This is a genomic window from Companilactobacillus insicii (genome assembly GCF_003946015.1).
Taxonomy (GTDB): domain Bacteria; phylum Bacillota; class Bacilli; order Lactobacillales; family Lactobacillaceae; genus Companilactobacillus; species Companilactobacillus insicii.
In genome coordinates this window covers 1-26,614 of record NZ_RHNU01000027.1, presented here as the reverse complement: position 1 = coordinate 26,614, position 26,614 = coordinate 1, and the positions used below count along the sequence as shown (strand labels likewise).

Below are 26,614 nucleotides of genomic sequence, written 5' to 3'. Positions count from 1 at the left end.
ATGTACTATCTAGAATATTACACTTTTTCCGAATTATTGGAAATAAATGTGTGGTTTTCAGACCAATTTTTATAAAAATGTATAACTTGATTATTGTATAATTAAAAAAGTTATATTTTTAGGAATTTACGGTACCATTTCTACTACCAACGACAAATGTAACACATTAATGAATGTATTAAATAAGGAGATTATATGACATATATTGAAAATTTGCGTGATGATACTAAATCATTACCGCATGGTGAAGTGTTCAATGCGAGAATAAATTTTATGGAACATGCATGTCAGGCATTAGATCAAGGTGAGGTACCTAAATATCATTTTCCTCAATTTCAACTTAGTGAAAAGGAAATAAGCTACTTTATGGAACATAACATTAATTTAGATGAAGCAGCGTTTCAAACCATGTCGGCCAATTTAAATGACTTTGATCACGATTTAGGAGAGTTTAGAACGTATCTTCAAACCAGGTTTGGATATTGGGCTACGATTACCAAAGATTTTATGAAGGTGTGGGCAGATGAATTTGGCGATGCTAAATACTTAGAAATTATGGCGGGAAATGGTTATATTTCTAATGAGCTACAAAGTTTAGGCAAAACTTCTATTTGTACTGACGATAAAAGTTGGTCTAAGCAAAGTAAGACAGGTCATAAACCACTAGTAGAAACTGAGGGCTTGGCTGCCTTGGCTGCCATCGACAAGTATCATGAAGATGTCAATTATGTTATTTTGGCATGGAGTCCTGATAGGGATGATATAGACAATGAGGTTCTAAAAAAAATCCGTACTTATGGTCTGATACTGATATGCATTGGCGAAAGATATGGTGCTACTAATAGTAAAGAATTTTGGGATAACGCTGAAATTGTCGACTGTAAAGCAATTGATAAGTTGAATTTAATTTATTCTCATTATGATTTAGTCGGTGATAAGGTTTATTTGATAAAGTAAATTGTTGAAGGCATCCAGTTAACGAAATGACTGAGTGTTTTTTTAGTTAGTAGTGTAGAATAAGATATCAGATATAAAACGTGTAGATAATGGGTGAATATTAATGAAAAAAATTATTTCAAGTGTCATTATCTTGATTGTTGTTCTTCTTGCTGGTGTTTCGATCTCCAAGAGTGATTCAATTAAGTATAATAATACGATGAATCGACTTGGTATGAGTGACAATGCGGTTGTTTTAAGGACAAAGTCTGATAAGTCTCTTATTACTGCAATTAAGAAATTGGATCAAAAGAAACTCGCTAGCTATCAAATTATCTTTTTTGATAAGGATAATAGTGATTTTGGTTATATATATAGTCATAAAAAAACTAATAAAATTCCAGTAACTTCGGGAAGATATTTTTCTCAAAGTGATTTTTCATCACAGATACCATTTGCGGTACAGGGTAAGAACTCTGATATAGAAAGCTATAAACCTCAAAGTCAAGCATATATCAAGGTCGGGAAACGGTACGTTTCGGTAATTGGTAACATTGGATTTAATGGAGCTGATATTTTAAACAGTCAAACTTTGGTATCATTGTCTCCTAACCAACCACAAGTAAAAACAAAATTATCGAATGTCATTACTGTATTGGATGGAAGGGCAATTAATTCTAAAGAAAGCTATGCGTCGATCAAAAAGACGTTACATGTAACCAGTGCGCATAAATATAGTCCACAAAGTGACGATTTTGGCAATGTTCAAACTAATAATGGTGAATTATATATGGTCGGAATTATTTTGTTGTTTGTATTAGCCGTCGCCATGGAGTTTTATATTTTGGTACCGTTACGCTTTGATTTAACTAGATCCAATTTAACTGGTGATTTAAAAAATAATTATCGTAATGGATTGTTGCTAAGATACTTAGTTTACACATTAGTTCCGTATGCTGTTGGGTATGCATTTGTTAGTTGGAGAATCGTAATAATAAGTCATCAGACATTCAATATGTTCATGATTAGTTCCATATTGATTGCCGTGCTGATAGGTCTATATCAAATATTCTTTGTTAAAAAGGTGGATTAACAGATTTATGAACGTTGATTTAAGTGAAGATTTTAAAGATAAGTATCGTAAGTTAATGGGTGATCGAGCTGAAGATTTATTTGCGGCAATTGAAACTAATAGTCGAAATTCTTTTCGTATTAATCCATTAAAACCAAATTTTAAAAATGTAAATGTAGATTTGAGTGAACCAATTCCATATAGCAGTGTTGGTTATTATGGTGACATTGATGGTAATTCTATTGATCATCAGGCTGGATATTTATATAGTCAAGAACCAAGTGCCATGTATGTAGCCGAGGTTTTGGATCCACAAGAAAATGATAAGGTTTTGGATTTATGTGCAGCCCCAGGTAGTAAATCAACTTATATTGCCACAAAAATGAACTCACACGGTCTTTTGGTTACGAATGAGATAAATAATAAGCGAGCACGGGTTTTATCCTCTAACATCGAAAGAATGGGTATTACTAACGCAGTAGTAACCAATAATTCACCTAAGGATTTTGAGAAGAAGTTTGAAGGCTATTTTGATCGCATATTAGTCGATGCGCCTTGTTCTGGTGAAGGGATGTTTCGTAAAGATCCGGAATCTGTTAAGTATTTGTCGCTGGATTATGTAGAACAATGTGCTAATCGTCAAAGACACATTTTGGATTCAGCTTACAAATTGCTTAAGCCAGGTGGGACTCTGGTATATTCAACTTGTACTTTTTCACCTGAGGAAAATGAAGAGAATATCGATTATTTTTTGAATGAACATGAAGAAATGAGCATGGCTGAAATTAAAAAATACTCTGGTATGGAAGATGGAAAGCCAGAGTGGGGTAATCGTAATCAAGAACTTACTAAAGCTTTGAGAATGTTTCCAGATGTCTTTGAAGGTGAAGGACATTTCATATGTAAGATGGTTAAGTCTGGTTCTGACACAAAATCTCGTGAGAAAGATATTTCGACGGGGATTGGCAAAGAAGAAGTTAGTTTGGTTAATAAGTTTTCTAAGGCTAATTTAGTGAACTTAGATGGCAAGAACTGGTTTAAAGTCAGTGACTTTTTATACCAAGCTGCTAGTTTAGACAATCGTTTTAAGTCACTGCACGTATTACGTAATGGTTTGAAATTGGGTGAATTCAAAAAAAATAGGTTCGAGCCTGATATCGCATGGATATTGGCAATCGAACCTACGGATTTGAAATCTATTTATGAATTAGATGATAATCAATTTCAAACATATATGCATGGTGAATCAATTATACTAACTGAAAAGCCTAGTTTTGATAACAAATGGATTGGTTTAAGCTATCAAGGTAAGCTGTTCAGTTGGGGTAGATACAGCAATAATCAAATAAAAAATGTCTATCCTAAAGGACTAAGAAGGTAATTTAATTTCCCTTTGGTTAGCATAATTAACTAAGTTCTCATCAAAGATGATGGGGGCTTTTTTTATTTCGTTAATATTCTTTGCTCCAAGTAATGCCATGATGATTTGAATTTGTTTAGCAAAACTTTCAAAGAATAAAGTTGCTTCTTCAAGTGAGTATTTTTGCAAGTGATGCAATACTAAGCCAGACATACCAACGGATGTGGCTCCCATTTTAATAGCTTTAACTACATCCATTGGGGTCCGAATACCACCAGAGGCAAAGATGGAAACATCACTCATAAGAGGTTGTGCTTCAATTAATGATTCAACGGTCGACATTGAAAATTGATCAAGATAGGTTAAGTCAATTTCATGATTTCGTTCTGATTCTATTTGTGCAAAGTCAGTACCGCCAAAACCCGAAATATCGATGTACTTAACGCCAACATTGATCATTCTTTGCATGGTTTCCTTAGAAATACCAAATCCGACTTCTTTGACAATCACAGGAATATTAACTTTTTCGAAAATTTCTTTGATATTGTCTAGCCAAAAGAATGATTTATCTCCCTCAGGCATAGCCAATTCTTGAATTGCATTAAGATGTATTTGCAGCGCATCAGCATTTAATAAGTCGATTGCTTGCTGAGCTTGTTCTGCATTAGCTTTGGCAGAAACATTGGCTATGACGAATCCGTTTGGATTGTATTCACGTAAAGGAGTGAAAGTGTCTCCAGTTTCAGGTATACGTAAGTAAACTCCCATTGAGCCACTGGACACCGGAATATTTAATCTTTCTGCTAATTTAGCTAATCCCATATTAAAACGGGCGGATTGTTTAGATCCGCCTGTAATTGCATTGAAATAAAATGGATAACTGAACTTTTGACCAAAAATATTAGTGCTTAAATCAATATCACGGTAATTCAATTCTGGTAATGCGTCATGAAGTAATCTTATACTATCAAAATCCGCATATGATTCATCAGTAAAAAACTTTTCAGCTAAAAATAAATGTTCAACTTTGCGTTGAATTTGTTCATCCTGCTTAGGCATTAGCGATTATTTCTCCAATTTTTAAGGTTAGGGGAGTTATTCCAGCATTTTCCCATTCTTGCTTTAATTTTTCTAATTTCAAATGATGGTCACTAATAACAATTCCACAATCTCCACCACCAGCACCGGAAGTTTTAGCGGCACCACCGAGTTTTTCGGCGATATCACAGAGTTGTGATAGCATCTCTGTCTCAATGTGAACATCACTGAATTCAGCCAAGTCTGTAAGTAGTGTACGATATTTACTTATCATATCTTTTATCATTTCAGAATTGTTATTACGGAAACCATCAATAAGGTTTTCAACATTTTGACGACTGGATCTCAAGAAGTTTTGATATTTTTCGACTTTTTGAGCTTTTGTTAGGGCAATACGATCAACGAGAATTGAAGTTGAAGCAGGACTACCTGTCCAGCCAACTGTTAATTCCAAATCCTCAGGTAAATATAAAGTTTCAATTTTTAAATCAGGCCAATCAAATTCTAATAATTTAGTTAAGCTGTGATTTTTGATCATATTGAAGACCCAGTTACGATCAGGTGATTTGTAGGCAACGATACCTCCAAATGCACTAGCAGCTATATCACCTAAACTACCATTTCCTTGAACTGATAAGTGGGCAATCGCTGACAGTTTGTAGACATCCATAGCAGATAGGTTTAGATGATAAAAATCACCTAGAGTTTTCACAACAGCAACTGTGACAGCTGCTGATGAGCCTAGGCCATACTTTTTGCCATCTTTTGAATCTAACTCACTAGTTACCAATAAATCGTAATAGTCTAATTTAACATTTTTTTCAAGAGCGTATTTTTCGACAAAATTAATGGCCGCCAAGATGTATTGAAGTTGACTCTCAGTATCGTCAAAAACAAGCTGTGTTCCTTGCCGGTCCCAGTGAATAAGTTCTTTATTGAGGTTCTTTGATTGAATGGTTCCACCATTCTTTGATTTAGTTATGTGAGCAGTCACATATTGATTTACTGATGCAATTACAGCAGGGAAGCCAGTTTCAACAACAGCATATTCTCCTGCTAAATACAATTTTCCAGGTGCTTTTCCCGTAGACAAAATATCATACCTTTCAATATAAATATCAGATGTATTGTATACCATTACCAATGTTTGCGACAACTGTGGTGACAGCAGGTAAGTTATCATCGATATATTTTTGAACAATTTCAGCTGATTCTTTAGTACAAATAATTTTCACATTTGGCCCAGCATCAATGGTTACGTAGGCAAGGACACCTTGACTGCGCAATGATTTGACAAGTTGTATGACGCGGATTGTCTCAGGAGCAAAGTATGTAAATGAAGGATTAGCTGAAAGTGTCAATGCATGCATACTCATGGCATTGTGTTCTGATAACTCACCAATTTTTTGGACATCTTTTTGAGCAATTGCTTGCTTAATTTCGTTTATCTCTGAAGATACTAGTGTAACCCAATTATCATAAAAAGGGGAAGTTTTTACGCTATTTTCCATTCCAGAAGTGCTGGAAATCTTCTTAGTATCTTGACTGATGACAACAGATAATAATGATAAATCAATGTTAGGGTGTTCATCAATAGGAACTGCGTAAGAAGTGTCATTACTTGTTCCAGCTATCCATTCTACGAATCCACCATAGATAGAGCGTGAGGCTGAGCCTGAGCCATTTCTAGCAAGAATTGATAATGATCTATTATCAAGATTTAACTTCATAGTTTGATTTATTGATGCAGCTAACGCAGCAAACCCAGATGCTGATGAAGCAAAACCAGCAGAAGTAGGCACGTGATTTACAGATTTAACTAAAAAATGTTGGTCGAATCCGAAATAATTTCTAACAAAGTCTAAATAATTAGTGATTCTTTTACTTTTAGCATCATCTAAAAGCTCGTCATTTAAATATATTTGATCTTTGTCGCTGTCTATTATTTCAGATTTTGTATCGGTATAGAATTTATCTAGTGTTAAAGAAAGACTATTGGTATATGGTATTTTTAATTGTTTATCTTTTTTTCCCCAATATTTAATTAAGGCAATATTTGTATAAGCTCGAGCAGTTTTAGTCGCCATCTGATTCCTCCGCGTAAATAGAAAGTGGTTGAAGCCATGTTTGTTCAGCTCCTGATTTAATAAGAGCTTTTTGAATCATCTCAGCACTGGTTAGATTTCTGGCCAGACTTATAATACATCCGCCTCGTCCACCTCCAGTTATTTTACTTCCTAGAGCGCCGGCATTATTGGCTGATTTGATTAACTTATCAGTTTTAGGAATGGAAAGATTTAATTCTGATAACAAACTATTTGCTTCGTTAAATGTTTGACCTAAGTCTTTGAGCCGATTGTTATTTAGAGTTAGACTGGTTTTTTTAGTACATTGTCCTAATTGTTTTAGTATTTCACCAATAGTTTGAGGATCGTTATCGTACATTTTCTTGACGTCAGAGACTGTTTCCTTTGTTTTACCTTTGACACCTGAATCGGCGATAACTAGGAATCCATCTGTTTTGAAAGTAAAGTAGTTTACCGGATCTTTTCGGCTGAACTGTACAGGAGCATTAGAAATTACTGTTAAAGCATCTAATCCAGAAGCCTTACCGTGAGTAACGGTTTCTGACTTATTTACATAATCCACTAGTATATCGTGTGTAAGAGTATCATCAAAAAAGTTAAAGAATGCTCTGGTGATAGCAGTTCCGATTGCGGCAGAGGATCCTAGTCCGCGTTCTATTGGGAGACTGCTCTCAATACTGATTGAGTATTTAACACTATTTTTATTTAATTTTTCATCTAAAAGGTTGATCAAAAATTTAACACCCGATAGTGACTCGGGAAGATCATTAATTTTGCCAACGTAGTATTTAGACGATAACGTGCTTTCTTTTTTATTATCGATTTCATTGATGCGAACAATGACTGGAATACTTACTAATGGGATGGCAATTGCGGGATATCCGTAAACTACGGCATGTTCACCCATAATGATCGTCTTTCCATGACTTTTTCCGATTCCTTTAAGCATAAGCCCACCTCAGTTTCTCTAAATTTATATTTTATACATCTCAAGCTTTGATTTCCACTTTGATTACCATAACTATGATAGAATTTTTTCAGGAGAATGATTATGACATTAAATTTTGTACTCGGTAAAAACCAACTCGACCATCAAAAGAAAATGATGGAATTGTTTAAGGATGATTATCAAAAAAATCCTAATGGGGAATACTTTTTTCTAGTTCCTAACCATATTAAATTTGAATCTGAAATTAATACGTTGAAGGCACTGGGACAGGATAACGGGGAGAGTGATGAACTAATTGCAACGAGCAATGTTCAAAGTTTTTCTTTCTCACGTTTAGCTTGGTACTTTTTACGTAGTCAAAGTATTTATAACACTGATTCCTTAACTGAAACTAAATCAGCAATGTTATTACGCAATATTATTTTACAACATAAATCAGAATTAAAAATATTTTCAGGTATGGTCGGTAAGCCAGGATTTATCGACCAACTTTCGACGCAGTTCACTGAACTATTAAACGGTCAGGTAGAACCAGACGATTTAGAATCGGTCTTAAATCAGGATGATCCTGAAGTTTTTACCGATAAGATTCAAGAATTGGACATTATTTATCGAGATTACTTCGAACAAATTCAAGGCTTGGCAACTAATACTTTCCAGCTTGATGCCTTAAGTAAGTTCTTTGATGAAGATTTACATACTCAAAATTATTATTTTTATATTTCTGGATTCTCGTCATTTACTGCTGCAGAATTAAATCTAGTTAAATCGATGATTCTGAATTGTAAGAATGTAACGATTTCATTTGCACTGGAAACACCCGTGTTAAAGATGGATGATGTTTCGGACTTTTACTACCGTCCGGCTAATACATACCATCAACTTTATCAAATTGCCAAAGAGGGACAAATAGCTTTCCACAATTTTTTTGCGGATAAATTACGCATTTCTGATGATTTGGCTAAGTTAGAAAACTACTGGATTCAATCTAGTGAGTATAATGAGAAGATTCAAAAAACTTCTTTGAGTGATAAAAATTCAATTCAAGTTTGGAAATGTACTGATAAGCAAACGGAAGTATCGTCAATTAGTACGTATATTCGTCAAATGGTTGCTAATCAAGGGTATAGGTATAAAGACTTTTTGATTTTGAGTAGAGATTTGGGTCAATACAGTTCATTTATAGAATCATTTATGGAAAACAATGAGGTTCCTTATTTTATTGATCTTCAAAATAAAATGACCGATCATCCCTTTAAAAAGATGATTGATCTTTTATTTGCATGGATTAATCGAGGAATGCAAAGTAGCGACGTTATCGCATTATTGAGAACGGAATTGCTGATACCTAATATTTTTGATAAAGAAGGTATATCAGTTTTTCGTGAAGCTGTAGATTTGGCTGAAAACTACGCTTTAGCTAACGGAATTACCAGACGTGGTTGGTTAGGGAAGGATTTCGCTCCAGAAGCCAAGCTTGATAGTGAAGTGGATGCTGAAAAGATTCGTGATTATCGTTTAATGAATGTCGTAAAAAATTACGCCGCCTTTTTGTATACGGAATTAAACAGTTTCTTTGAATCAGAACATACAACCATTGAGGCGTCTACTTTTATCTATAATTTTCTTGATGAACATGGGGTATTTAAGCAGCTAATTGAATGGCAGAAACAAGCAACGGAACAAAACAATTTAGCACAAGCTAATCAACCTCAACAGGTAGTCAATAAGTTTAATGAAATACTAGATGAGTATGTTGAAGTTTTCCGAGATACAAAATTTAGTAGTGAGGACTTTATTGAAATTCTAGATGCTGGATTTGAGACGGCTACATATTCACAAGTTCCATCAACACTTGATGCAGTAAGTATTTCTGAAATTGGGATGATTCAGCCTGATGACCGTCGAATTGCGATTATTATTGGATCAACCGTCAATAATATGCCAGGAACTTCTGTTTCTAATGATATTATTTCGGATGATGAACGTCAGGCAATCTCTGAATCGCTTGTTGATGGCAAATATTTGAAAGATTCGGATGAGATAGTTAATAATTCTGAACCATTTTTACACGATATTGTGTTTACAACACCAAAAGAGCGATTGATTTTTACATATCCTAATTTCACTGAAAACAATAAGCAACAGGAGTTATCTAGTTATATTGTCCGAATTATGAATCAATTTTCATTACCAGAACAAAATGTCCTGTTGAATCCTGATTCTAAGGATGCTGAGGAGAATCAAGTAATTAGATATATTGGATCTAAGACCTCTAGTTTGAATTATTTAATTCGTGTTTCTCGATCAGCTTTAGACAATAAAATAGGACTGTCTAGTCAATGGAATTATATACGTAATAGTTTAATGCACGAGGAACCGGAACATACGAGTTTTGTCATGAGCTCATTAGATTATAAAAATATTCCTCACAATCTTCGGGCAGAAACGGTTGAACAATTGTATGGTAATAACATGAATATTTCCATATCTAGATTGGAAACATTTTATGAGAACGAATACCAATATTTCTTGAAATATGGGCTCAGATTAAAGCCTAGACAGTTATTTGAGGTTACACCAGCTCAAACAGGTTCCTTATTCCATGCTGTCTTAGATGGACTGGTTAAGTATACCAATCAGGAAAATGTTAAAATTCAAGATTTAACTGATGATCAGTTGTCCAAACTTATTGGTGATATTTTTAAAGAAAAGGTTAGTTACCCGGAAAACAAGGTATTCTTGGCCTCAGCAAGAATGGAATTTATTGCCAGTCAGATTGAACGAACGTTAAAGCAATTGGCATTAGCAATCAAGCGCCAGCTATCACGTAATAAGTTCATTCCAAGAGCTTCAGAAGTCACATTTGGCCGTATTAATAATCAGCAAAATTTGCCAGGTCTATCTTTTAAAATTCTCGATAAGCATTGGATAAATGTTAGAGGAAAGATTGATCGTATTGACGAGATGCTTGTAGATGATACTGATTATTTAGCTATCATTGATTACAAGTCCAGTGAGCGCGATTTTAATTTTTCTAATTTTCTTGAGGGTTTAACTATGCAGATGCCAACTTATTTGGAAAGTTTGAATCAAAATTTAGATTTGCTAAAATCTGCAAGTAACGCTAATGAAGCCAGAGTTGCTGGAGCTTTCTATTCACACATCTTAAATCCAAAACTAAAGTTAACTCGTAAAGGGGTAACAGACACTGATTTATTAAGTGAATTCAAGCTTAAAGGGTTAGTTTTAGATGACGATAAATTACTCAAGAATATAGATACCAAGCTTATTGGTTCAGGAAAGTCACCGATTGCCCCTGTTAAGTATACGAAGGCTGAAGGTGTACTTGGTGAACCGGATAGTGTACTTAGTCAATCAGATTTCTTTAAGATTTTAAATTATAATCGACATTTGATTACTAAAGCCGGAGAAAAAATTTATTCAGGTAAATTAAATTTGAATCCGTATCGAGACTATCAAATGCGGACTGGCCTGACATACAGTGATTATCAATCCATCTTCCAATTTGACGCAATGTTGCCGGAAAATGATTATCATGAAATTATTAAGTACAAAAAAATTGATGTTTTAAAACGAATTGAAGATATTTTAGAGGATGGTGAAGAAGATGCCTAAATGGACTGATGATCAAAATAAAGCAATTTTTCATCATGGTCACGATATTTTAGTTTCGGCCGCTGCTGGATCAGGTAAAACAACAATTTTGATTGAACGAATTATTGAGATGCTGAAGAATGGCGAAAATGTTGATAACTTACTTGTAGCAACCTTTACTGATGCTGCTGCAATGGAAATGAAAGATCGGCTTGTTGCTCGTATCAAAGAATTGTTAAAGGATAAGGAATTGACAAAAGAAGTGCGCGAACATCTACAACGACAAATCTTTAAAATTCCAATTTCCAACATCAGTACCTTACATGCCTTCTGCCTAAGTGTTATTCAGAAGTTCTACTATGTAATTGATCTTGATCCTAACTTTAGATTAATCAGCGATGATACTGAAAAATCCATGTTACAAGAACAAGCATTTGATAATGTTAGAAATAAATACTATGAAAAAAATGATGAAGACTTTTTGAAGTTGACTGAAAATTTTTCTGATGATCGTAGTGATGACGGCTTAGTTGATGTTGTTTTTAAACTCTATGACTTTGCTATAACAAATGCCAAGACGGATGAATGGCTAGATGGATTAAGTTCGATGTATAAGTTGAGTGGTCCGTTAAATAAAACTGATTTTTATCAACAGAGATTTTTACCACAATTTTTAAAGTCTTTAGACCAGATTCTTTCAATGTCACAAAGTGCCATTAAAAGTGCATCAGATGATGAACTTGGGGCATTATATATACCGACATTCAAGGAAATGATTGCACAAGTTAATCAAATTAAAGATGATGCTCAGAATGAGTCATTTGATCAGTTAAAAGAAAACTTTTCTAAGTTAAAGTTCACTTCTGTACCGCGTGTTTCTAAGAAACAAAAAGAGGGTATGGATTTGACTGTGTTTGATTTTGTTAGGGCAGTCAAAGATGACATAAATAAAAGCATTAAGGATAGAATTACTAATGAGTATTTCATTCAAAATGAGTCTGATATGCTAGAAACAATGAATAATTCAGCTTTGATTATTGATAAATTGGTTGAAGTTGAGCACAAGTTTATGAAAGAATTTTCAAAGATAAAACTTGCTGGTCATGCTTTAGATTTTAATGACTTGGAGCATCAAGCTGTTCAAATACTCAAGTCTAGTGTAGATGATAAACAAGTAGCGCTGGATTTCTATCAAAATCGATTCCATGAGATTATGATCGATGAATATCAAGACGTTAATGCAATGCAGGAAAATATTATTCAATTACTTTCCAATGATGATAATCATATTTTTATGGTCGGTGATATTAAGCAATCAATTTATGGTTTTCGTCAAGCTGCGCCCTATATTTTTGCTCATAAGTATGATGAATTTCAAAAAGATGATAATCCTAATGAATTAATCAATTTGTCGATGAACTTTCGTTCTTCAGGTTCGGTTGATACATTTGTTAATGACATATTTAAGAAAATATTTGATCGCTCAATTGGTGATATCAATTATGATAAAAATTCCCAACTAATCGAAGGAACTAGCTTTCCTGAAGAAGCCGATACACAAAATGAATTATACATTTTATCTAAAAATGATAATGTCAATCAAGTAACTAAACGTCAGTCGCAAATTGAATTTGCGGCAAAACGTGTTAAAGACCTTATGAATTCTAAATTTCAAGTTTATGATAACAAGCATAAAGAATATCGTGATTTGAAGTATTCAGATATAGCTATTTTATCTAGAACCAAAGGAAATAATACTGATTTGATATCGTATTTTTCTAAAGCCGAAATTCCATTGATGGTTACTGATGCCCAAAATTACTTCCAAACTACTGAATTGCAAATTATGATGTCGATGTTACAAATAGTCGATAATCCAAGACAGGATATTCCTTTGGTTGCAGTATTACGTTCACCGATTGTTGGATTAAATGAAGAAGAATTGTCACAGATTCGTTTGGCTGATAAAAGTGATGATTATTATACGGCTATGAAGTTGTACATGGAAACTGAAGATAATGATCAAAAACTGGCAGATAAGATCAAAGCTTTCTTTATTCAATTGGAGACATATCGTGATTTTGCTAATAAAAATAGTATTGCTAGACTAATTTGGAAAATTTATCAAGAAACCGGAATTCTAGAGTATGTTTCAGGGATGCCTGGAGGTAAACAAAGATCTGCCAATTTACATGCACTTTATCAGCGAGCTAATAGTTATGAGGAAACAAACTTCAAGGGCCTTCATGATTTTATTGATTTTATTCAAAGAATGGAAAAGATGAATAAAGATTTGTCACAACCAAACAGCATTGAGGTAGTTGACGATACCGTTAAAGTAATGACCGTCCATGCTTCCAAGGGGTTGGAGTTTCCAATTGTTATTTTTTTAGATTTGAGTCATAGCTTTAATAAGCAGGACTATATAGGAAGTACGCTATATGATGTCGACTTGGGTATAGGGATAACATTGCTTGATGATGAAAGTAGAATTACTGTTCCAACTGTTCAACGATCATTGATTGCTACAAAGAAGAAAGTGGCAACTGTTTCCGAAGAGATGCGACTGTTATACGTTGCCTTAACTCGTGCCAAACAAAAATTGATTATGATTGGATTTGAGAAAGATACAGAGAAGATGTTTAATCGCTGGGATAGTACAATTGTTGAAGACAACGGAGTCATTGACGAGGCCTCGCGTTTAAATTCGGGAACTTATCAGAATCTAATAGGGATGAGCACATTAACTGATAATGAACGTTTATTATCAGAAGGTGAAAATCACTTTGAAAATAAAAACTCTCGAATCGAATTACGAATTATCGAAGAGAGTGATAACCCGAAACCAACTGCAAATAATAAAGTTATTCAAATAGCTACAGAACAACCTTCAAAGCTGTTTAGAGATACTGTAGACAATATTTTGAATTTTAATTATCAACATCAGGAAGCAGTTGAAACAACAGCCTATCAATCAGTTTCCGAGATTAAAGGATTATTTGCTGACCCTGATGATGAGCAAATGGCCACTGACTTGTTATCAGATAATGGTAAGTACATTCAAGATAGTTTTGCAAAACCAAAGTTCTTGGCAGAGACAAAATCCGTTTCTGCCGCAGAAATAGGTAGTGCAACTCATTTGTTGTTACAAAAGGTAAGTATCGCGCAGATTCCAACAATTGAAACGTTCAAGAAGTTATTGTCCGATTCAGTTACTGATGGAAAAATTGAAGAGAATGTTGGTAAACAAATAGACTTACAAAGTTTAGTAAGTTTTTATGAAAGTGATTTGGGACATTTAATAGTTGAAAAAAATGATTCAGTTTCACGTGAATTTCCGTTTTCAGTGCTTATGCCAGCAAAAAGATTGTTTAAAGATGTAGGAAAAAGTGATTCTAGTGATGATAAGATTTTGGTTCATGGTATTATTGATGGAGTGATTGAACTAGAGGACGAGATTGTTCTCTTTGATTACAAGACCGATAATGTGAACGATAAGAATCTTAATCAAGCAATTGAAAAATATTCTGGGCAATTGAATCTTTATGCGCAAGCAATTTCAGTTATCCGTCACAAACCGGTAAAAGAAAAGATTCTTTACTTTTTGAAGAATAATCAAGCAGTAAATTTAAGTAAAAATATTAACTAGATTAGTGGTGAACTATGTTGAAAAATTCCTACGCTGTTGTTGATCTTGAGACAACTAATGCTAATTGGCATGACAACGGGCGTATTATTCAATTTGGCTGTGCACTTATAGAAGATGGAGAGATCGTTAAAACATATAATCAAAAAATCAATCCTCAAGTACCGATTCCTAGTCGAATTACTGCACTAACAGGATTGAGTGATGAAGATGTTTGCGATTCACCTACTTTTGAAGAAATTGCACCAAAGATTTTTAAACTATTAAAAAACAAAGTTTTTATTGCGCATAATGTTAATTTTGATTTTACATTTTTAAACCGTGAATTTAATCGTATAGGTATGAATGAACTTAATATTAAGGCAATCGATACTGTAGAGTTGTCACAAATATTATTTCCAACTATCAGTAGTTATAAGTTACAAGATTTAACAGGTTATTTGAGTATTCAACATGATAATCCGCATAGTGCGGACAGTGATGCCTTAGTTACGGCTAAGCTATTTTTAATAATCGTTAAAAGACTTCAAGAATTGCCAATTCAAACTTTGAAATTATTGGCAGATTTTGGTAAGGATACTATTCGTGATACTAATCTTGTTTTTAAGCAAGTAGTTAAAGAGGTAGAAGGTAAGCAAAGTGTTTTGCCGGATTACTTATATGAACACAATGGTTTGGTTTTACGTAAAAAGGATCTGCATGTCAGTGAAGCAATTGATCGAAGTTCGAAGTATCCTGATACCAAGCTAGAAAAGCAGAAAAAGCTTAAAGGTGTCTTGGAGTATCGTAAAAATCAAGCCAAGTTAATGGACGATATATATCAAACTAGTCAGCATCTCAATAAACATAAAAAGTGGAACTTGATTGAGGCTCCAACTGGTTCTGGGAAGACACTAGGTTATCTTTTGCCTTTGTCATATGTGATTAATAACAATCAGAAGTTGGTAATTGCTACAACGACTAAAGTTTTACAACAACAAGTTATTGATCAATCAATACCGTTGCTTAATCAAGTGACAGGTAATAATTTTCATGCTGAAGTTGTAAAAAGTAGCTACAATTTTATTGATTTGGATAGATTCTATGAAGCTTTGGATAATTATCGAATGCACAGTCATACGGCAATTTTAAAGATGAAGATTCTTGTTTGGTTAACGATGACGACAACTGGTGATTTAAGTGAACTCCATTTAACAAATTATAGTAGCCCTTTATTTACAATTATTAGGCATCGTGGTGAACAAAAAGAAAATACTTTGTTTAGTAAAGATGATTTTTGGATGTACCAACAAAATCGTTATCAAGAATCTCTAATACTTGTTACTAATCAATCATATTTAGCAAGAAATATTGATAGCACAATTTGGGGTAGGAACTCGTACTTAGTAGTTGACGAAGCTAATCATTTTGCAAATAGTTTACGGGATGTTGCATCGCCAAGTGTTGACTTCCTAAAATTAAATGAATATGTCAAAAAGATAAGTGATATTTTGTATCAAAATAGGGTTACTTTGCGATATGCATTTACTGAAGTAACTACTCAATTGTGGAATTATCAGGACTTGCAAAATATGGAGAGCCATTTCAAAGCAATCGACGAATTAGTTGAGCGACTGGAATTTAATATTTTTGAAAATTATATTCAAGATAATGTTTCGTTTAAAAATAGAGAACAATTTGTATCAATTATCGATAGTGAGCAAAAATTTGGTAATAATAATTCTGAATTAATAGATTTATTGTCGGATTTAATAGTGGAATTATCCTTAATAGTTAATAGAGTCGATACATTGTTTGATCAATATAACTTTCAAAAAAACTTTATTTCAGTGGAATTATCAAAAGTTATCTCAAACTTGATTATCGAGAACAGTAAGTTGCGTGGTGTTTTGAATAATATAGATGAACTATTACAGTCACTTCAAGGTCAAAAGCAAGAATTTGGTGTTGAACTTGAAATGCGTGATTATTATGAACCTAATACTCTCAAGATAAGCTGGCGTCAATTTGATATTAAAAACTTAATTGATGAGGTAACAGATAGATTTAGTCAAATTGTTGCCATAGGTGCTGCTATTACCATTCAAAAAGATTTCACACATTTCATTATGGATTTACAGCTGAATGAAGGTCAGATTAATCAGATGAACATATTACCTGATGCAAATAATATGGCCAAAAATAGTAAAATATTCTTACCTTCGGATGTTCCAGATATTTTCTCACTAGATGAGGATGCGTATTTTGATATGGTGACAAGTTATATCGTTGATATTTTAGATAATCTTGATCATCAAACTATGATACTATTCAATTCATTAAATACATTAAGCAATGTGTATGACCGATTGATGCATACTGATGTAAAAGAAAAATGGGAAATCTTAGCACAAGGTGTAACGGGAACTAACGAAAAAATCAAAAAGCGTTTTGCAATTGGAAAAAGATCTGTTTTGCTTGGAGCTAATTCATTCTGGGAAGGTGTTGACTTTCCTAAGAAAATGCTTGAAATTCTAATAGTCACTAGAATTCCGTTTGAATCACCAGAACAACCAGATGTAAAAATACGACAAGATATTTTACGTGAACGTGGTTTGAACATCTTCAAAGCTGATGCATTGCCAAAAGCAATATTACAATTGCGACAGGGACTGGGAAGATTAGTTAGAAGTCCTGAAGATAAAGGGGTTATCTTACTACTTGATAATCGAATCTTAACTAAAAATTATGGTAAAGATATTTTGAATTCGTTACCTAACGGATTACAAGTCATAGATGAAGACATGGATTCAATAAAAAAAGATATGAATGACTTTTTGAATTAATTAAAAAGTTGATATACTATTATTGCTGTACAATTTCAACTGACCAAATAAAGGAAGAATTATGAATAGAAGTACAAAAATTTTACTGACAATATCAATAATTGCATTATTTATTGTTTCGGCATTAACATACATTAATCTTTCTGCTGCACCTAGCTCGAGTGCAAAATCACAGGCTAATACTATTGCAGAACAAAAAGCAGGTATTACTCAGCCAGATTATTTTGGAAACTTTACACGAGAAAAACAGTACTATTCTGTTGGTGGTTTGACTAAGAATGATAAGTATCGTTATATTATTATTAATGCTAAAAATGGTAAAACAAAAATAGTCAATTTGAACAATGCACCTGTTCGTAAAGATATAATTCAGGGAGTTGCAGACAGATATAGTGCAACAAAAATCTTGCATATTAACCTTGGTATGTACAAGAATAAACCTACTTGGGAAGTAGCTTTTGAGAATAAAAAGGGTACTTTAGGCTATAATTTAGTTGATTTTCGTACGGGTAAGAGTATTCAGATTTTGAATAACTTATAGTTATTCATCTAAGATTATATTTTTAATTTTAATTAGAACGTTATTTACATGGTAAATGGCGTTCTTTTTGTACATGTGACTGAGAGGAAGAAGTGAATTTAATGGACGAAAACACTTTTAATTATTTTTTGACAAGTGGAAATACGAGTCTTAGTAATTTAATAATTCAAAATTATAGTAAATTAGGAATGACTGAAAAAGATTTGGTGGTTTACTTAGAATTGTCACTGTATGCCCAAAAGGGAATTCAATTTCCTATGGCAGCAAATATGTCCGCAGATACAGGAATGGATGAATCAACCATTTATACCATAATTCAAGGTTTAATCAAGTTGGGAATCATTGAATTAAAAACTGTGATTGATCATCATCAACAACGTGACATTTATTCATTAACACCAATTTTTAAACGTTTAGAAGTTTTATTGAAACAACAATCAGATAATGACAAAAAGAGTCAATTAATGTCTGCTACTGAAGAACTATTTAAAAAAATTGAGGTGGAATTTGGTCGACCAATTTCTCCAATTGAACAAGATCAGGTTCACCAGTGGATCGATGATGATCACTATTCCATTGAATTGATTGATTTAGCGTTAAAAGAGGCTGTGTTGAATCAAGCATATTCTATGAAATATATGGATCGTATTTTAATTAGCTGGGAAAAGAGTAATATTAAGACAGCAGAGCAACTCCAAGAAAGACGAAAGAAGTTGGGATATTAATGTTAAAAGACGAACAAATTGTCTGGGCAATTCACCAGATGGAAGAAGATATTGGTCCGGTAGGTCCATCATTAGATTCACGTACACCATTTCAATATCTTATATCAGTTATTTTAAGCGCACAGGCGACAGATGTATCAGTTAATAAAGTTACACCGACATTGTTCAAACTCTACCCAGAACCCAGAGATTTGATGAATGCGGACGTTGAGGATGTAGAGCGAATTATTAAAAGCGTCGGTTTATTCCACAATAAAGCTAAGAATATTATAAAAACTGCCAAGATTGTTCACGAAGAGCTCAATGATGTCGTTCCAACTGATCGAAAGGGAATTATGGCATTACCTGGAGCAGGTCGTAAGACGGCAAACGTTGTTTTGAGTGATGTCTTTAATGAACCTACCTTTGCTGTAGATACTCATGTGTCAGCAATATCTAAAAGATTGCACTTTGTTGATCAGAAGGCATCTCCTTTACAAGTAGAGAACAAAATTGTAAGTGTTATGAATCCTGAAGAATTACATCAGGCACACCATACGATGATTGAGTATGGTCGTAAATACTCAATGAAATTAGCGCCTGAAAAGGAAGTATGTCAGTTAATTATTGATTGTGATAAATTAAATGAAGAAAATGAATCAGGAATATAAAAAAGCAACCTTCAAATTTTATTTTGAAGGTTGCTTTTTGTCTATTTAGATGATGTGTTACCACTTTGAGTAGTTGATGATGAACCGCCTTGAGTTGTTCCACCTTGATCGCCGGTGTCACTACCACTAGTTGATCCTCCACCATTAGAATTATTGTTGCTATTATCGGTATTGCCTCCACCAGCATTTCCAGTATTGTTATTACCACCAGTATTGCCAGTGTTATTGTTATTATTTGAATTATTTCCACCTTGATTATTATTAGTGGAAGAATTATTTCCATCGTTTCCAGTAGTTCCTGTACCAGTAGTTGACGATTCATTTTCATTTGTATCATTTTCTTCGTCAGATGATTCAGAGTTGCTGCTTGATGGTCTGTTAAATGTAGCGTCATTTGAACTTGATTCAGATGTGCTATTTGAAGATGATGAGTAACTTTCAGTTCCCTTATATGGATTGTTTGGAGCGTATCCTTTAACAAACAATTCACTTGTTGCACCACTTAATGATGAGGAGACAATAGGGGTCGTAGAACCATTATTCAGAATATTTAGTCTGACAACTGAATTAGGTTTTTGCCAATTAGGATTTGTACTATCAGATCTATCTTGAAGATACTCAAACATAGCTTTGTAAACTTTCCCTGGAACACTTTGATATGTCGTTGATATACCTTCAGTGTTAGGTGAATCATAGCCGGTCCAAATACTCATGGAATAATTTTTAGTATAACCATTGTACCAAGCATCCTTGGCTGTACCATTTAATGCAGAATTTGTAGAGATAGCACTCTCAGCATAATTGGTAGTACCAGTTTTACCAGCGTGATGTAATCCGGAAATATCTGCATATTTGGCATACTCTTCAGGTACACCTTTTAACATGTCAGTGATCATATATGCAGTAGATGACTTCATAACTCGTTTTCCCTTAGAACTATATCTGTGAGTTATTCCATCAGCTGTTTCAATTTTTGAAACATATGTTGGTTTGTAATAAATACCACCGTTAGAAAAGGCTGCATAAGCTGCTGCACCTTGTAAACTTGAAACGTCACTACCGATACCAGCCGATAATCCTTGGTCACTTCCAATGGTAATACCTAGCTTTTTAGCAAATTCCTTAGCTTTGCTGAATCCTACGTCAGATAGTGTACGAACAGCCGGAATATTTCTTGAATTTACTAGTGCTTCTCGCATACTGATTTGTCCATCATAGTCTTCATCCCAGTCCTTTAATTCAATGTCAGTTCCTGGATAAGTATATGCAGTATCTTCGACTTGATGGTAAGTAGACCAGTTTAAATATTCAATTGCTGGTCCGTAGTCCAGAATTGGTTTCATTGTTGAACCGTTACTACGAGAAGTTTGTACAGCACGATTTAATCCAAATTGTATGTTGGATAAATTTCTACCACCAATCATAGCAACGACTTTACCATTGTTGGGATTGATAATGGTTGCACCAACTTGTTCCTTAGCATTTTGGAAAGTCACAGTACCGGAATTAACGATACTATACAATTTCTTTTGAGCGTTGTAATCCATATTTACTGTGATTTTAAGATTATCACGATAGGGGTCAAAGCCCTTTTTCTTAACTTCTGTGATTGCTTCTTTTATGTAAGGGTCAGATACGATACGTTTAGTATCATTACTATTACTTACTTTTTTATATGGTTGCAAGCCGTCAGTTATCGGTGTATTAAGAGCTTCAGTTTCCTCTGCCTTTGTGATCTTATTATTTTCGTACATTGCATAGAGTACTAAATTTCGACGATTTCTAGCTGCTTCGGGATGTACATAAGGGTCGTAATTACTTGGTGCATTGGGAATACCAGCAAGTAATGCAGTTTGTGCGGTTGTCAATTCATCTAAATCTTTTCCATAATAATATTTAGATGCGGTTTTAATCCCACCAATACCATTATTGAAGTATTCCTTGTTAAGATAAAATTCAAGAATTTGTTGCTTAGAAAATTTCTGACTGACTCGCATTGCCAGATATGCTTCTTGCATCTTACGCTTGAATGTTTGATCCTTTGCATCAGTTGAAAATACGGTCAATTTAATAAGTTGCTGTGTCAAAGTACTAGCACCCTGTAAAGTTCCCTTAGTTACGTTATTGATTGCTGACTTAACTATTCGGATAGGATCGATTCCTAAAGGTTCATTATAGAAATTCTTATCTTCAATAGAGATAACAGCATCTTGAACTCTTTGGGGAACTTTATCAATTGTCACGTAATTTCTTTTGTTAGCACCTAAAGATGCAATTGTTTTGCCATTAGAATCAACAAGGGTAGAAGAGCCACCGCTTTGAAGATTCTCTTGACTGACAACTGGTGCGCTTATAGCGTAATAAATAAAAATCACTATAAATAGACCTGCTAGTACACCAACAATTGCCATCAACCATTTAAAAATAGATTTAACAGTTGCGCTAGATGAAGGAGTGTTGTTTTTCTTTTTACTCATTTTTTCTCCCTCCCACTTTCTATTAGCTGTTGAACAGCGTTAATATAGGGTAAAGTAGGGTTATAATTGGGACTTATTTCAATGGAACAATCAATTATTTGCTGAAGTTGAATTGATTTTGCACCTTCGTACTTTTGTCCATCCCAATATTCAAACAAATTATTTGCCGGCATGATAAAATACCGTTTTAGAGCAACGTATTTGATGATTACGAAACATATTCCACCTTGTTTTTGACAAGCTTTCAAATGATCTATTTGATGTTGATGAAAGTTCTTCAATGGGAAGGTATTCTTATGTTTCGTTTCCTTGGCCTCAAAGTCAATGTAGTAACCATTATAAACACCATTGTAATCAGTTGTAGATGCTTGCCTGAAGTAAGCTTCTTTGATAACGGCACGGCTTCTTTTTGGATAATCTACTTTGACAATTTGTATAGGCGTTGGTTTTTTATAAATTACAGCAACTTCATGACTACGATAATATTTATTGCTTTCATTTATTTCTTCCTCTAGTGTCATACCACGGTCACCGAAAATTAGTTTTTTCTTAGCCGAAGTATCAATAGAGAGCTTTTTTGAAGCAGGTGATGGTTGATTGTTAAATGATCTGCCATCAGGGTAATTAAATTTCAAAATATCAACTCCTACTTGTGCATTATACCATGATTGAATTATGTAGAAAGGCGGGGCGCCTTTCGTTCATTCAATTTAATTTAGAACATTATACAGCATTACATTAATAACTTATTCAAGGAGATATATTTAATGATAAAAAACTTATGGATAACTGGTTATCGTTCTTACGAGATAGGTTTATTCAAACCAGATGATCCTAAAGCTAAAGTAATTCAGAATTTTTTTACAGAACGTTTGATTAACTATGCTGAAGATGGAATGGAGTGGGTTTTAACTGGAGCCCAACTAGGTACAGAACAAATAATTGGAAAATCTGTTAAAGACGTTAAAGATAAAGGATATGATATCAAGCATGCGGTGATGTTACCATTTTCTGAATTTGGAGCTAAATGGAATGAGAATAACCAGCAATTACTAAATATTTTTTTAAGAAATGCAGACTATACTAACAAATTGTCTAATATGGGTTATCATTCAAGTGTACAGTTGCGAACATGGCAGGATTTTATGTTAAAACATACCGATGGGGCGATGATTTTTTACGATCCGGACAGCGGTGGGAAACCTAAATATGATTATGAAGCTATCCAGAATTATCGAACAGCTGGTAATGATTATGAATTAGAACTTGTTGACTTTGACACTATGCAAGATTTTGCTAATATTATGTTTGATAACTAGCTTAAGAGTTACATTTTTTGGTATAATTAATTAACACAAATTGGGGTGCTCAATATGAATAATATGAATCAAATGAATGGATTTAATCAAAATCCACAAGGTAATGACAATAATTTTGTTTTAAACTTTCAACCAAATGATATTTTACAAAAAGAATTTAAAACAAAAATGAGAGGATACGATCCAACTGAAGTTGATCAATTCTTAGATGGAATCATTAAGGATTATGAAGCATATTCAAACGAGTTGAATCGTCTTCAATCAGAAAATGAAGGATTAAAAGCGCAACTTAATTCTAAGGGATCACAATCGCAACCAAAGCAAGTACAACAACAAATGCCTAAGAATCGTGTTCCTAGATCACAAATGAAGAATCAAGCCACATCAAGTGCTATGTCTGAATCTTCTACTAATTATGATATTTTGAGAAGACTTTCAAATTTGGAAAATCGTGTATTTGGTCATGACTTCTCAAATGGTCTCCCTGACGAAAATCATGAAATAAAGCAATTTGCTTCTGCAGCTGTTCCCAATAATATGTCTGGAAGCAATGTTGAAAGTGGACATAATGAAATTAATCCACGTATGCAACAACCACAAATGAATAATCAACAACAAGGTTTTACTGATCCAAATCATTTTCAAGCTAACCGTCAGGGCCAAAATATGAATGGTTTTAACGGAAATAATGGAAATATTAATAATAATGGTAATTTTAATCAATTTTAGTGTATAATAAGTTCATCGGTAAATTTTGAGTAATCGCGGCTTAGTTATCTAAGCTGAGGAAAGTCCACGCCCGCACGAGCTGAGATGCTTGTAGTGTCCGTGCTTGGCCCAATAAGCCAAGGTACCTTCGGGTAACGGCAGCGAACGCGCTAAAGTTTCGACAATGCGTTACTAGCTTGAAAGTGCCACAGAGACGTAGTATTACGAGAAATCGTAATAGTGGAACGAGGTAAACCCCGCGAGCGGGCAACCCAAACTTTGGTAGGGGCGCTTCATAACGAGAAATGAATCTACTGTGAAGGCGTAATTGTAGATAGATGATTACTAACTGTATCGGAGTGCCTAGCCGATACATGAACAGAACGTGGCTTATAGAAATTTACTAAGGTAAGGGACGACTTGTTCGTCCTTTTTTTGTATAAAAATTTAACTCATGAAGAGGTAGAAATGAAATTAATTGCAACAATGTCAAGCGGTTTTGAAGCTATAACCGCACGTGAATTAAAAGATTTAGGTTATGAGACTCAAACGGAAAATGGCAAAGTATACTTTGAAGGTGAATATGAAGATATTGCAAAAGCAAATCTTTGGTTGCGTAGTGCTGATCGAATCAAAATACTGATTGGTACATTTAAAGCGACTACTTTTGAGGAATTATTTGATAAAGTTTACGCAATTGACTGGGATCAGTGGTTACCATTGAATGCTGCTTTTCCAATTAAGGCTAGAACTGTTAAGTCAAAGCTTCATTCCGAACGTGATATTCAAGCAATTACAAAAAAAGCTATTGTCAACAAAATGGCCGATATTTATATGCGTCGTGGAAGATTACCTGAATCTGGTGCTACTTTCCAAATTGAAACACGTATTCACAAAGATGAAGTTGAAGTAACACTTGATACAACGGGTGCATCACTATATAAACGTGGTTATCGTGTTGAACATGGTGCGGCACCGTTGAAGGAAAATTTTGCAGCTGCCATGATTCTATTAACAGTTTGGCATCCGAACATGCCATTTATCGATCCAACTACTGGTTCAGGTACAATAGCGATTGAAGCTGCACGTTTGGCTAGAAATATTGCTCCTGGTATTCAACGTCATTTCCTATTTGAAGATTTTGATTGGTTTGACCCTAAGATTTTAAACAATCTTAAGGAAGAGGCTAGAGCTGGAGAGAAAGATGTTGAGTTAAATATCTTTGCCAGTGATATTGATGGATCAATGATTGATGTTGCTAAACTAAATGCACATGATGCCGGAGTACTTCACGATATTCAATTTAAACAAATTGCCTTAAAGGATTTAAAGATTGAAGGCGATGATGGTGTAATCATTGCTAATCCCCCATATGGTCAACGTATGAGTGACATGGAAGGTGTTAGAAAATTATACAAAGAAATGGGAGAAGTCTTTTCGACCGCTCCCACTTGGAGTAAATATATTCTAACTAGTGATTTGGAATTTGAAAAGTATTATGGTGAAAAAGCTACTAAAAAACGTAAATTATATAATGGATCAATTAGAACTGATTATTACCAATACTGGGCTACAAGACGTCACTAATATTTTATAAACTATTTCGGCGATGTAGATCCCAGAGTATCAATAGAATTAAAAATGCTGTAACAATGAGTGAGAAGAACCATGACCACCATTTGTTAGCAACTGGAAGCTTCATATTCATACCGTAAAAACCCGATACGATCGTGGGAATACTTAAGACAATTGTATAAACTGTCAGTATTTTCATGGTCGTATTTGTTTGATTGTTAAGAATGTTGTTATATGTATTTGCTACTCGATCAATGATGTCAGAAGTTAGATTGGCTTGATCTCTGATTTGCTCTATTTCAATAATTGAATCGTGTAAATGTTCTTTAGATTTTTTTGACAAGCTAATATTTTGTATTTTTCCAGTTGAAACTATTTCAATTTGTTTAACGACATTAAAGTTACCATTAATGGCAGTACTAATATAAGTAATTAAGTCTTCCAGACCTGCAAGTTCCAGAATTTGATTTTTAGAAGAACGACTATGTTTGATGTGTTCCTGAATTCGATTACGACTTTGATTAATTTCACTCATACGATCGTTGTAGTCGCTAGAAACTTGATCAAAGGTATTGAATATAATTTCCCAAATACGGTCGTCTAGATCACCTGTAAAGTGATTATCGGCTTTTGTAATGTAATCATTTAAGTAATGAGTGTTATTATTTGTAAATAAGAATAGTTTGTCATCTTTAATAGCAAAAGAAACAGGTAATGTGCTATCTGTTGAGTCATCATCAGTAGCAGTCTCTTTTTGAACATTGAAGACAATTAAAAATGTGTTGGTGTGATCATCGAACTCCAGTCGTGCACGTTCATTTGTATCATCAGCATAATCGAGGATTTCGTTAGTAATATCGAATTTTTCAATTAATTTGGTACGATCCTTATCACTCAAATTTTCTTTAGAATGAATATCAATCAAGGTTAATCCCTGATTAAGTGTTTGTTGATTTATCATAGTTGTTCTCCCTCGAAAACAATAATAGCATAAAAGTAATCCCAACTATTTGGCTCTATGTCAAATAGTATTGGTGAGACATCTTAGAGCAATTTCCACACTAGAAATGGTGTGGATTTTTTTATGC

At 33.9% G+C, this 26,614-nt stretch carries 18 protein-coding genes, 1 other RNA gene and 1 pseudogene; 13 read left to right on the top strand and 7 right to left on the bottom strand.

Translation table 11 applies throughout. From position 1 onward, the window contains the following. Positions 1-195: 195 nt before the first annotated feature. From EKM79_RS08895 to EKM79_RS08885, 3 genes are all read left to right on the top strand, one after another. Positions 196-957, top strand: coding sequence for a hypothetical protein (locus tag EKM79_RS08895; RefSeq protein ID WP_125568010.1), 762 nt, complete (start codon positions 196-198; stop codon positions 955-957). Between the two features lie 103 nt (positions 958-1,060). Further along, positions 1,061-2,029, top strand: a complete 969-nt coding sequence (locus EKM79_RS08890) for a hypothetical protein (protein WP_125568008.1) — start codon at positions 1,061-1,063, stop codon at positions 2,027-2,029. Positions 2,030-2,036: 7 nt separating this feature from the next. Continuing rightward, positions 2,037-3,389: an RsmB/NOP family class I SAM-dependent RNA methyltransferase gene (locus EKM79_RS08885; protein ID WP_125568006.1), complete on the top strand. Its 1,353-nt coding sequence runs from the start codon at positions 2,037-2,039 to the stop codon at positions 3,387-3,389. On the opposite strand, the gene fni is transcribed toward EKM79_RS08885, so the two are convergent. From fni to mvk, 4 genes are read right to left on the bottom strand one after another with little or no spacing between them, the layout of a single operon-like run. Further along, on the bottom strand, positions 3,378-4,427 hold the full coding sequence (gene fni, locus EKM79_RS08880; protein WP_125568004.1) for a type 2 isopentenyl-diphosphate Delta-isomerase: 1,050 nt from the start codon (positions 4,425-4,427) through the stop codon (positions 3,378-3,380). The two genes, EKM79_RS08885 and fni, sit on opposite strands and share 12 nt — an antisense overlap. Next, positions 4,420-5,499, bottom strand: a complete 1,080-nt coding sequence (locus tag EKM79_RS08875; protein WP_425454027.1) for a phosphomevalonate kinase — start codon at positions 5,497-5,499, stop codon at positions 4,420-4,422. Before EKM79_RS08875 ends, fni begins: the two co-directional genes overlap by 8 nt. Positions 5,500-5,524: 25 nt before the next feature. Continuing rightward, entirely contained in the window at positions 5,525-6,493 is a 969-nt protein-coding gene (gene mvaD, locus EKM79_RS08870) for a diphosphomevalonate decarboxylase (protein ID WP_125568002.1), read from the bottom strand. After that, positions 6,483-7,442 (bottom strand): mevalonate kinase, encoded by a 960-nt coding sequence (mvk, locus tag EKM79_RS08865; protein WP_125568000.1) that lies wholly within the window; start codon positions 7,440-7,442, stop codon positions 6,483-6,485. Before mvk ends, mvaD begins: the two co-directional genes overlap by 11 nt. 102 nt (positions 7,443-7,544) lie before the next feature. Between mvk and EKM79_RS08860 the strand changes: the two genes are divergently transcribed. From EKM79_RS08860 to EKM79_RS08835, 6 genes are all read left to right on the top strand, one after another. After that, entirely contained in the window at positions 7,545-11,081 is a 3,537-nt protein-coding gene (locus EKM79_RS08860; protein ID WP_164506056.1) for a PD-(D/E)XK nuclease family protein, read from the top strand. Continuing rightward, a complete protein-coding gene (gene addA / locus EKM79_RS08855; protein ID WP_125567996.1) occupies positions 11,074-14,709 on the top strand; it encodes a helicase-exonuclease AddAB subunit AddA in 3,636 nt (1,211 codons plus the stop codon). The genes EKM79_RS08860 and addA overlap by 8 nt, the downstream gene beginning before the upstream one ends. A gap of 14 nt (positions 14,710-14,723) precedes the next feature. Next, positions 14,724-17,531 carry a helicase C-terminal domain-containing protein gene (locus EKM79_RS08850; RefSeq protein ID WP_246005659.1) on the top strand — a complete coding sequence of 936 codons (2,808 nt, stop codon included), beginning with the start codon at positions 14,724-14,726 and terminating at the stop codon, positions 17,529-17,531. A 61-nt stretch (positions 17,532-17,592) separates the two neighbouring features. Next, positions 17,593-18,072 carry a cell wall elongation regulator TseB-like domain-containing protein gene (locus EKM79_RS08845; protein WP_125567994.1) on the top strand — a complete coding sequence of 160 codons (480 nt, stop codon included), beginning with the start codon at positions 17,593-17,595 and terminating at the stop codon, positions 18,070-18,072. Between the two features lie 101 nt (positions 18,073-18,173). Continuing rightward, the gene (locus EKM79_RS08840; RefSeq protein ID WP_125567992.1) at positions 18,174-18,797 is read left to right on the top strand and encodes a DnaD domain protein; all 624 of its coding nucleotides are present in this window, start codon (positions 18,174-18,176) and stop codon (positions 18,795-18,797) included. Continuing rightward, a complete protein-coding gene (locus tag EKM79_RS08835; protein WP_125567990.1) occupies positions 18,797-19,447 on the top strand; it encodes an endonuclease III domain-containing protein in 651 nt (216 codons plus the stop codon). The genes EKM79_RS08840 and EKM79_RS08835 overlap by 1 nt, the downstream gene beginning before the upstream one ends. A gap of 41 nt (positions 19,448-19,488) precedes the next feature. On the opposite strand, the gene EKM79_RS08830 is transcribed toward EKM79_RS08835, so the two are convergent. Continuing rightward, positions 19,489-21,924, bottom strand: a complete 2,436-nt coding sequence (locus EKM79_RS08830) for a transglycosylase domain-containing protein (RefSeq protein ID WP_125567988.1) — start codon at positions 21,922-21,924, stop codon at positions 19,489-19,491. Next, positions 21,921-22,559, bottom strand: coding sequence for a Holliday junction resolvase RecU (gene recU / locus EKM79_RS08825; RefSeq protein ID WP_125567986.1), 639 nt, complete (start codon positions 22,557-22,559; stop codon positions 21,921-21,923). Before recU ends, EKM79_RS08830 begins: the two co-directional genes overlap by 4 nt. A 132-nt stretch (positions 22,560-22,691) precedes the next feature. On the opposite strand from recU, the gene EKM79_RS08820 reads away from it, so the two are divergent. From EKM79_RS08820 to EKM79_RS08805, 4 genes and pseudogenes are all read left to right on the top strand, one after another. Beyond that, positions 22,692-23,243: an SLOG family protein gene (locus EKM79_RS08820; RefSeq protein WP_125567984.1), complete on the top strand. Its 552-nt coding sequence runs from the start codon at positions 22,692-22,694 to the stop codon at positions 23,241-23,243. A 72-nt stretch (positions 23,244-23,315) separates the two neighbouring features. Next, a pseudogene (gpsB, locus tag EKM79_RS12510) lies at positions 23,316-23,705 on the top strand (cell division regulator GpsB); the annotation flags it as partial. Positions 23,706-23,993: 288 nt separating this feature from the next. After that, positions 23,994-24,349: RNase P RNA component class B (gene rnpB / locus EKM79_RS08810), an RNA gene on the top strand. Positions 24,350-24,419: 70 nt separating this feature from the next. Next, complete coding sequence (locus tag EKM79_RS08805) at positions 24,420-25,538, top strand: THUMP domain-containing class I SAM-dependent RNA methyltransferase (RefSeq protein WP_125567982.1); 1,119 nt, start codon at positions 24,420-24,422, stop codon at positions 25,536-25,538. Between the two features lie 4 nt (positions 25,539-25,542). Here EKM79_RS08805 and EKM79_RS08800 read toward each other — a convergent pair whose 3' ends face one another. Continuing rightward, positions 25,543-26,487, bottom strand: a complete 945-nt coding sequence (locus EKM79_RS08800; RefSeq protein ID WP_125567980.1) for a magnesium transporter CorA family protein — start codon at positions 26,485-26,487, stop codon at positions 25,543-25,545. Between the last annotated feature and the right edge of the window lie 127 nt (positions 26,488-26,614).

Excerpts from the sequence above, each read along its gene's own strand:
- EKM79_RS08895 (WP_125568010.1), top strand. The coding sequence starts at position 196 with ATGACATATATTGAAAATTTGCGTGATGATACTAAATCATTACCGCAT.
- EKM79_RS08890 (WP_125568008.1), top strand. The coding sequence starts at position 1,061 with ATGAAAAAAATTATTTCAAGTGTCATTATCTTGATTGTTGTTCTTCTT.
- EKM79_RS08885 (WP_125568006.1), top strand. The coding sequence starts at position 2,037 with ATGAACGTTGATTTAAGTGAAGATTTTAAAGATAAGTATCGTAAGTTA.
- fni (WP_125568004.1), bottom strand. The coding sequence starts at position 4,427 with ATGCCTAAGCAGGATGAACAAATTCAACGCAAAGTTGAACATTTATTT.
- mvaD (WP_125568002.1), bottom strand. The coding sequence starts at position 6,493 with ATGGCGACTAAAACTGCTCGAGCTTATACAAATATTGCCTTAATTAAA.
- mvk (WP_125568000.1), bottom strand. The coding sequence starts at position 7,442 with ATGCTTAAAGGAATCGGAAAAAGTCATGGAAAGACGATCATTATGGGT.
- EKM79_RS08860 (WP_164506056.1), top strand. The coding sequence starts at position 7,545 with ATGACATTAAATTTTGTACTCGGTAAAAACCAACTCGACCATCAAAAG.
- addA (WP_125567996.1), top strand. The coding sequence starts at position 11,074 with ATGCCTAAATGGACTGATGATCAAAATAAAGCAATTTTTCATCATGGT.
- EKM79_RS08850 (WP_246005659.1), top strand. The coding sequence starts at position 14,724 with ATGTTGAAAAATTCCTACGCTGTTGTTGATCTTGAGACAACTAATGCT.
- EKM79_RS08845 (WP_125567994.1), top strand. The coding sequence starts at position 17,593 with ATGAATAGAAGTACAAAAATTTTACTGACAATATCAATAATTGCATTA.
- EKM79_RS08840 (WP_125567992.1), top strand. The coding sequence starts at position 18,174 with ATGGACGAAAACACTTTTAATTATTTTTTGACAAGTGGAAATACGAGT.
- EKM79_RS08835 (WP_125567990.1), top strand. The coding sequence starts at position 18,797 with ATGTTAAAAGACGAACAAATTGTCTGGGCAATTCACCAGATGGAAGAA.
- EKM79_RS08830 (WP_125567988.1), bottom strand. The coding sequence starts at position 21,924 with ATGAGTAAAAAGAAAAACAACACTCCTTCATCTAGCGCAACTGTTAAA.
- EKM79_RS08820 (WP_125567984.1), top strand. The coding sequence starts at position 22,692 with ATGATAAAAAACTTATGGATAACTGGTTATCGTTCTTACGAGATAGGT.
- EKM79_RS08805 (WP_125567982.1), top strand. The coding sequence starts at position 24,420 with ATGAAATTAATTGCAACAATGTCAAGCGGTTTTGAAGCTATAACCGCA.
- EKM79_RS08800 (WP_125567980.1), bottom strand. The coding sequence starts at position 26,487 with ATGATAAATCAACAAACACTTAATCAGGGATTAACCTTGATTGATATT.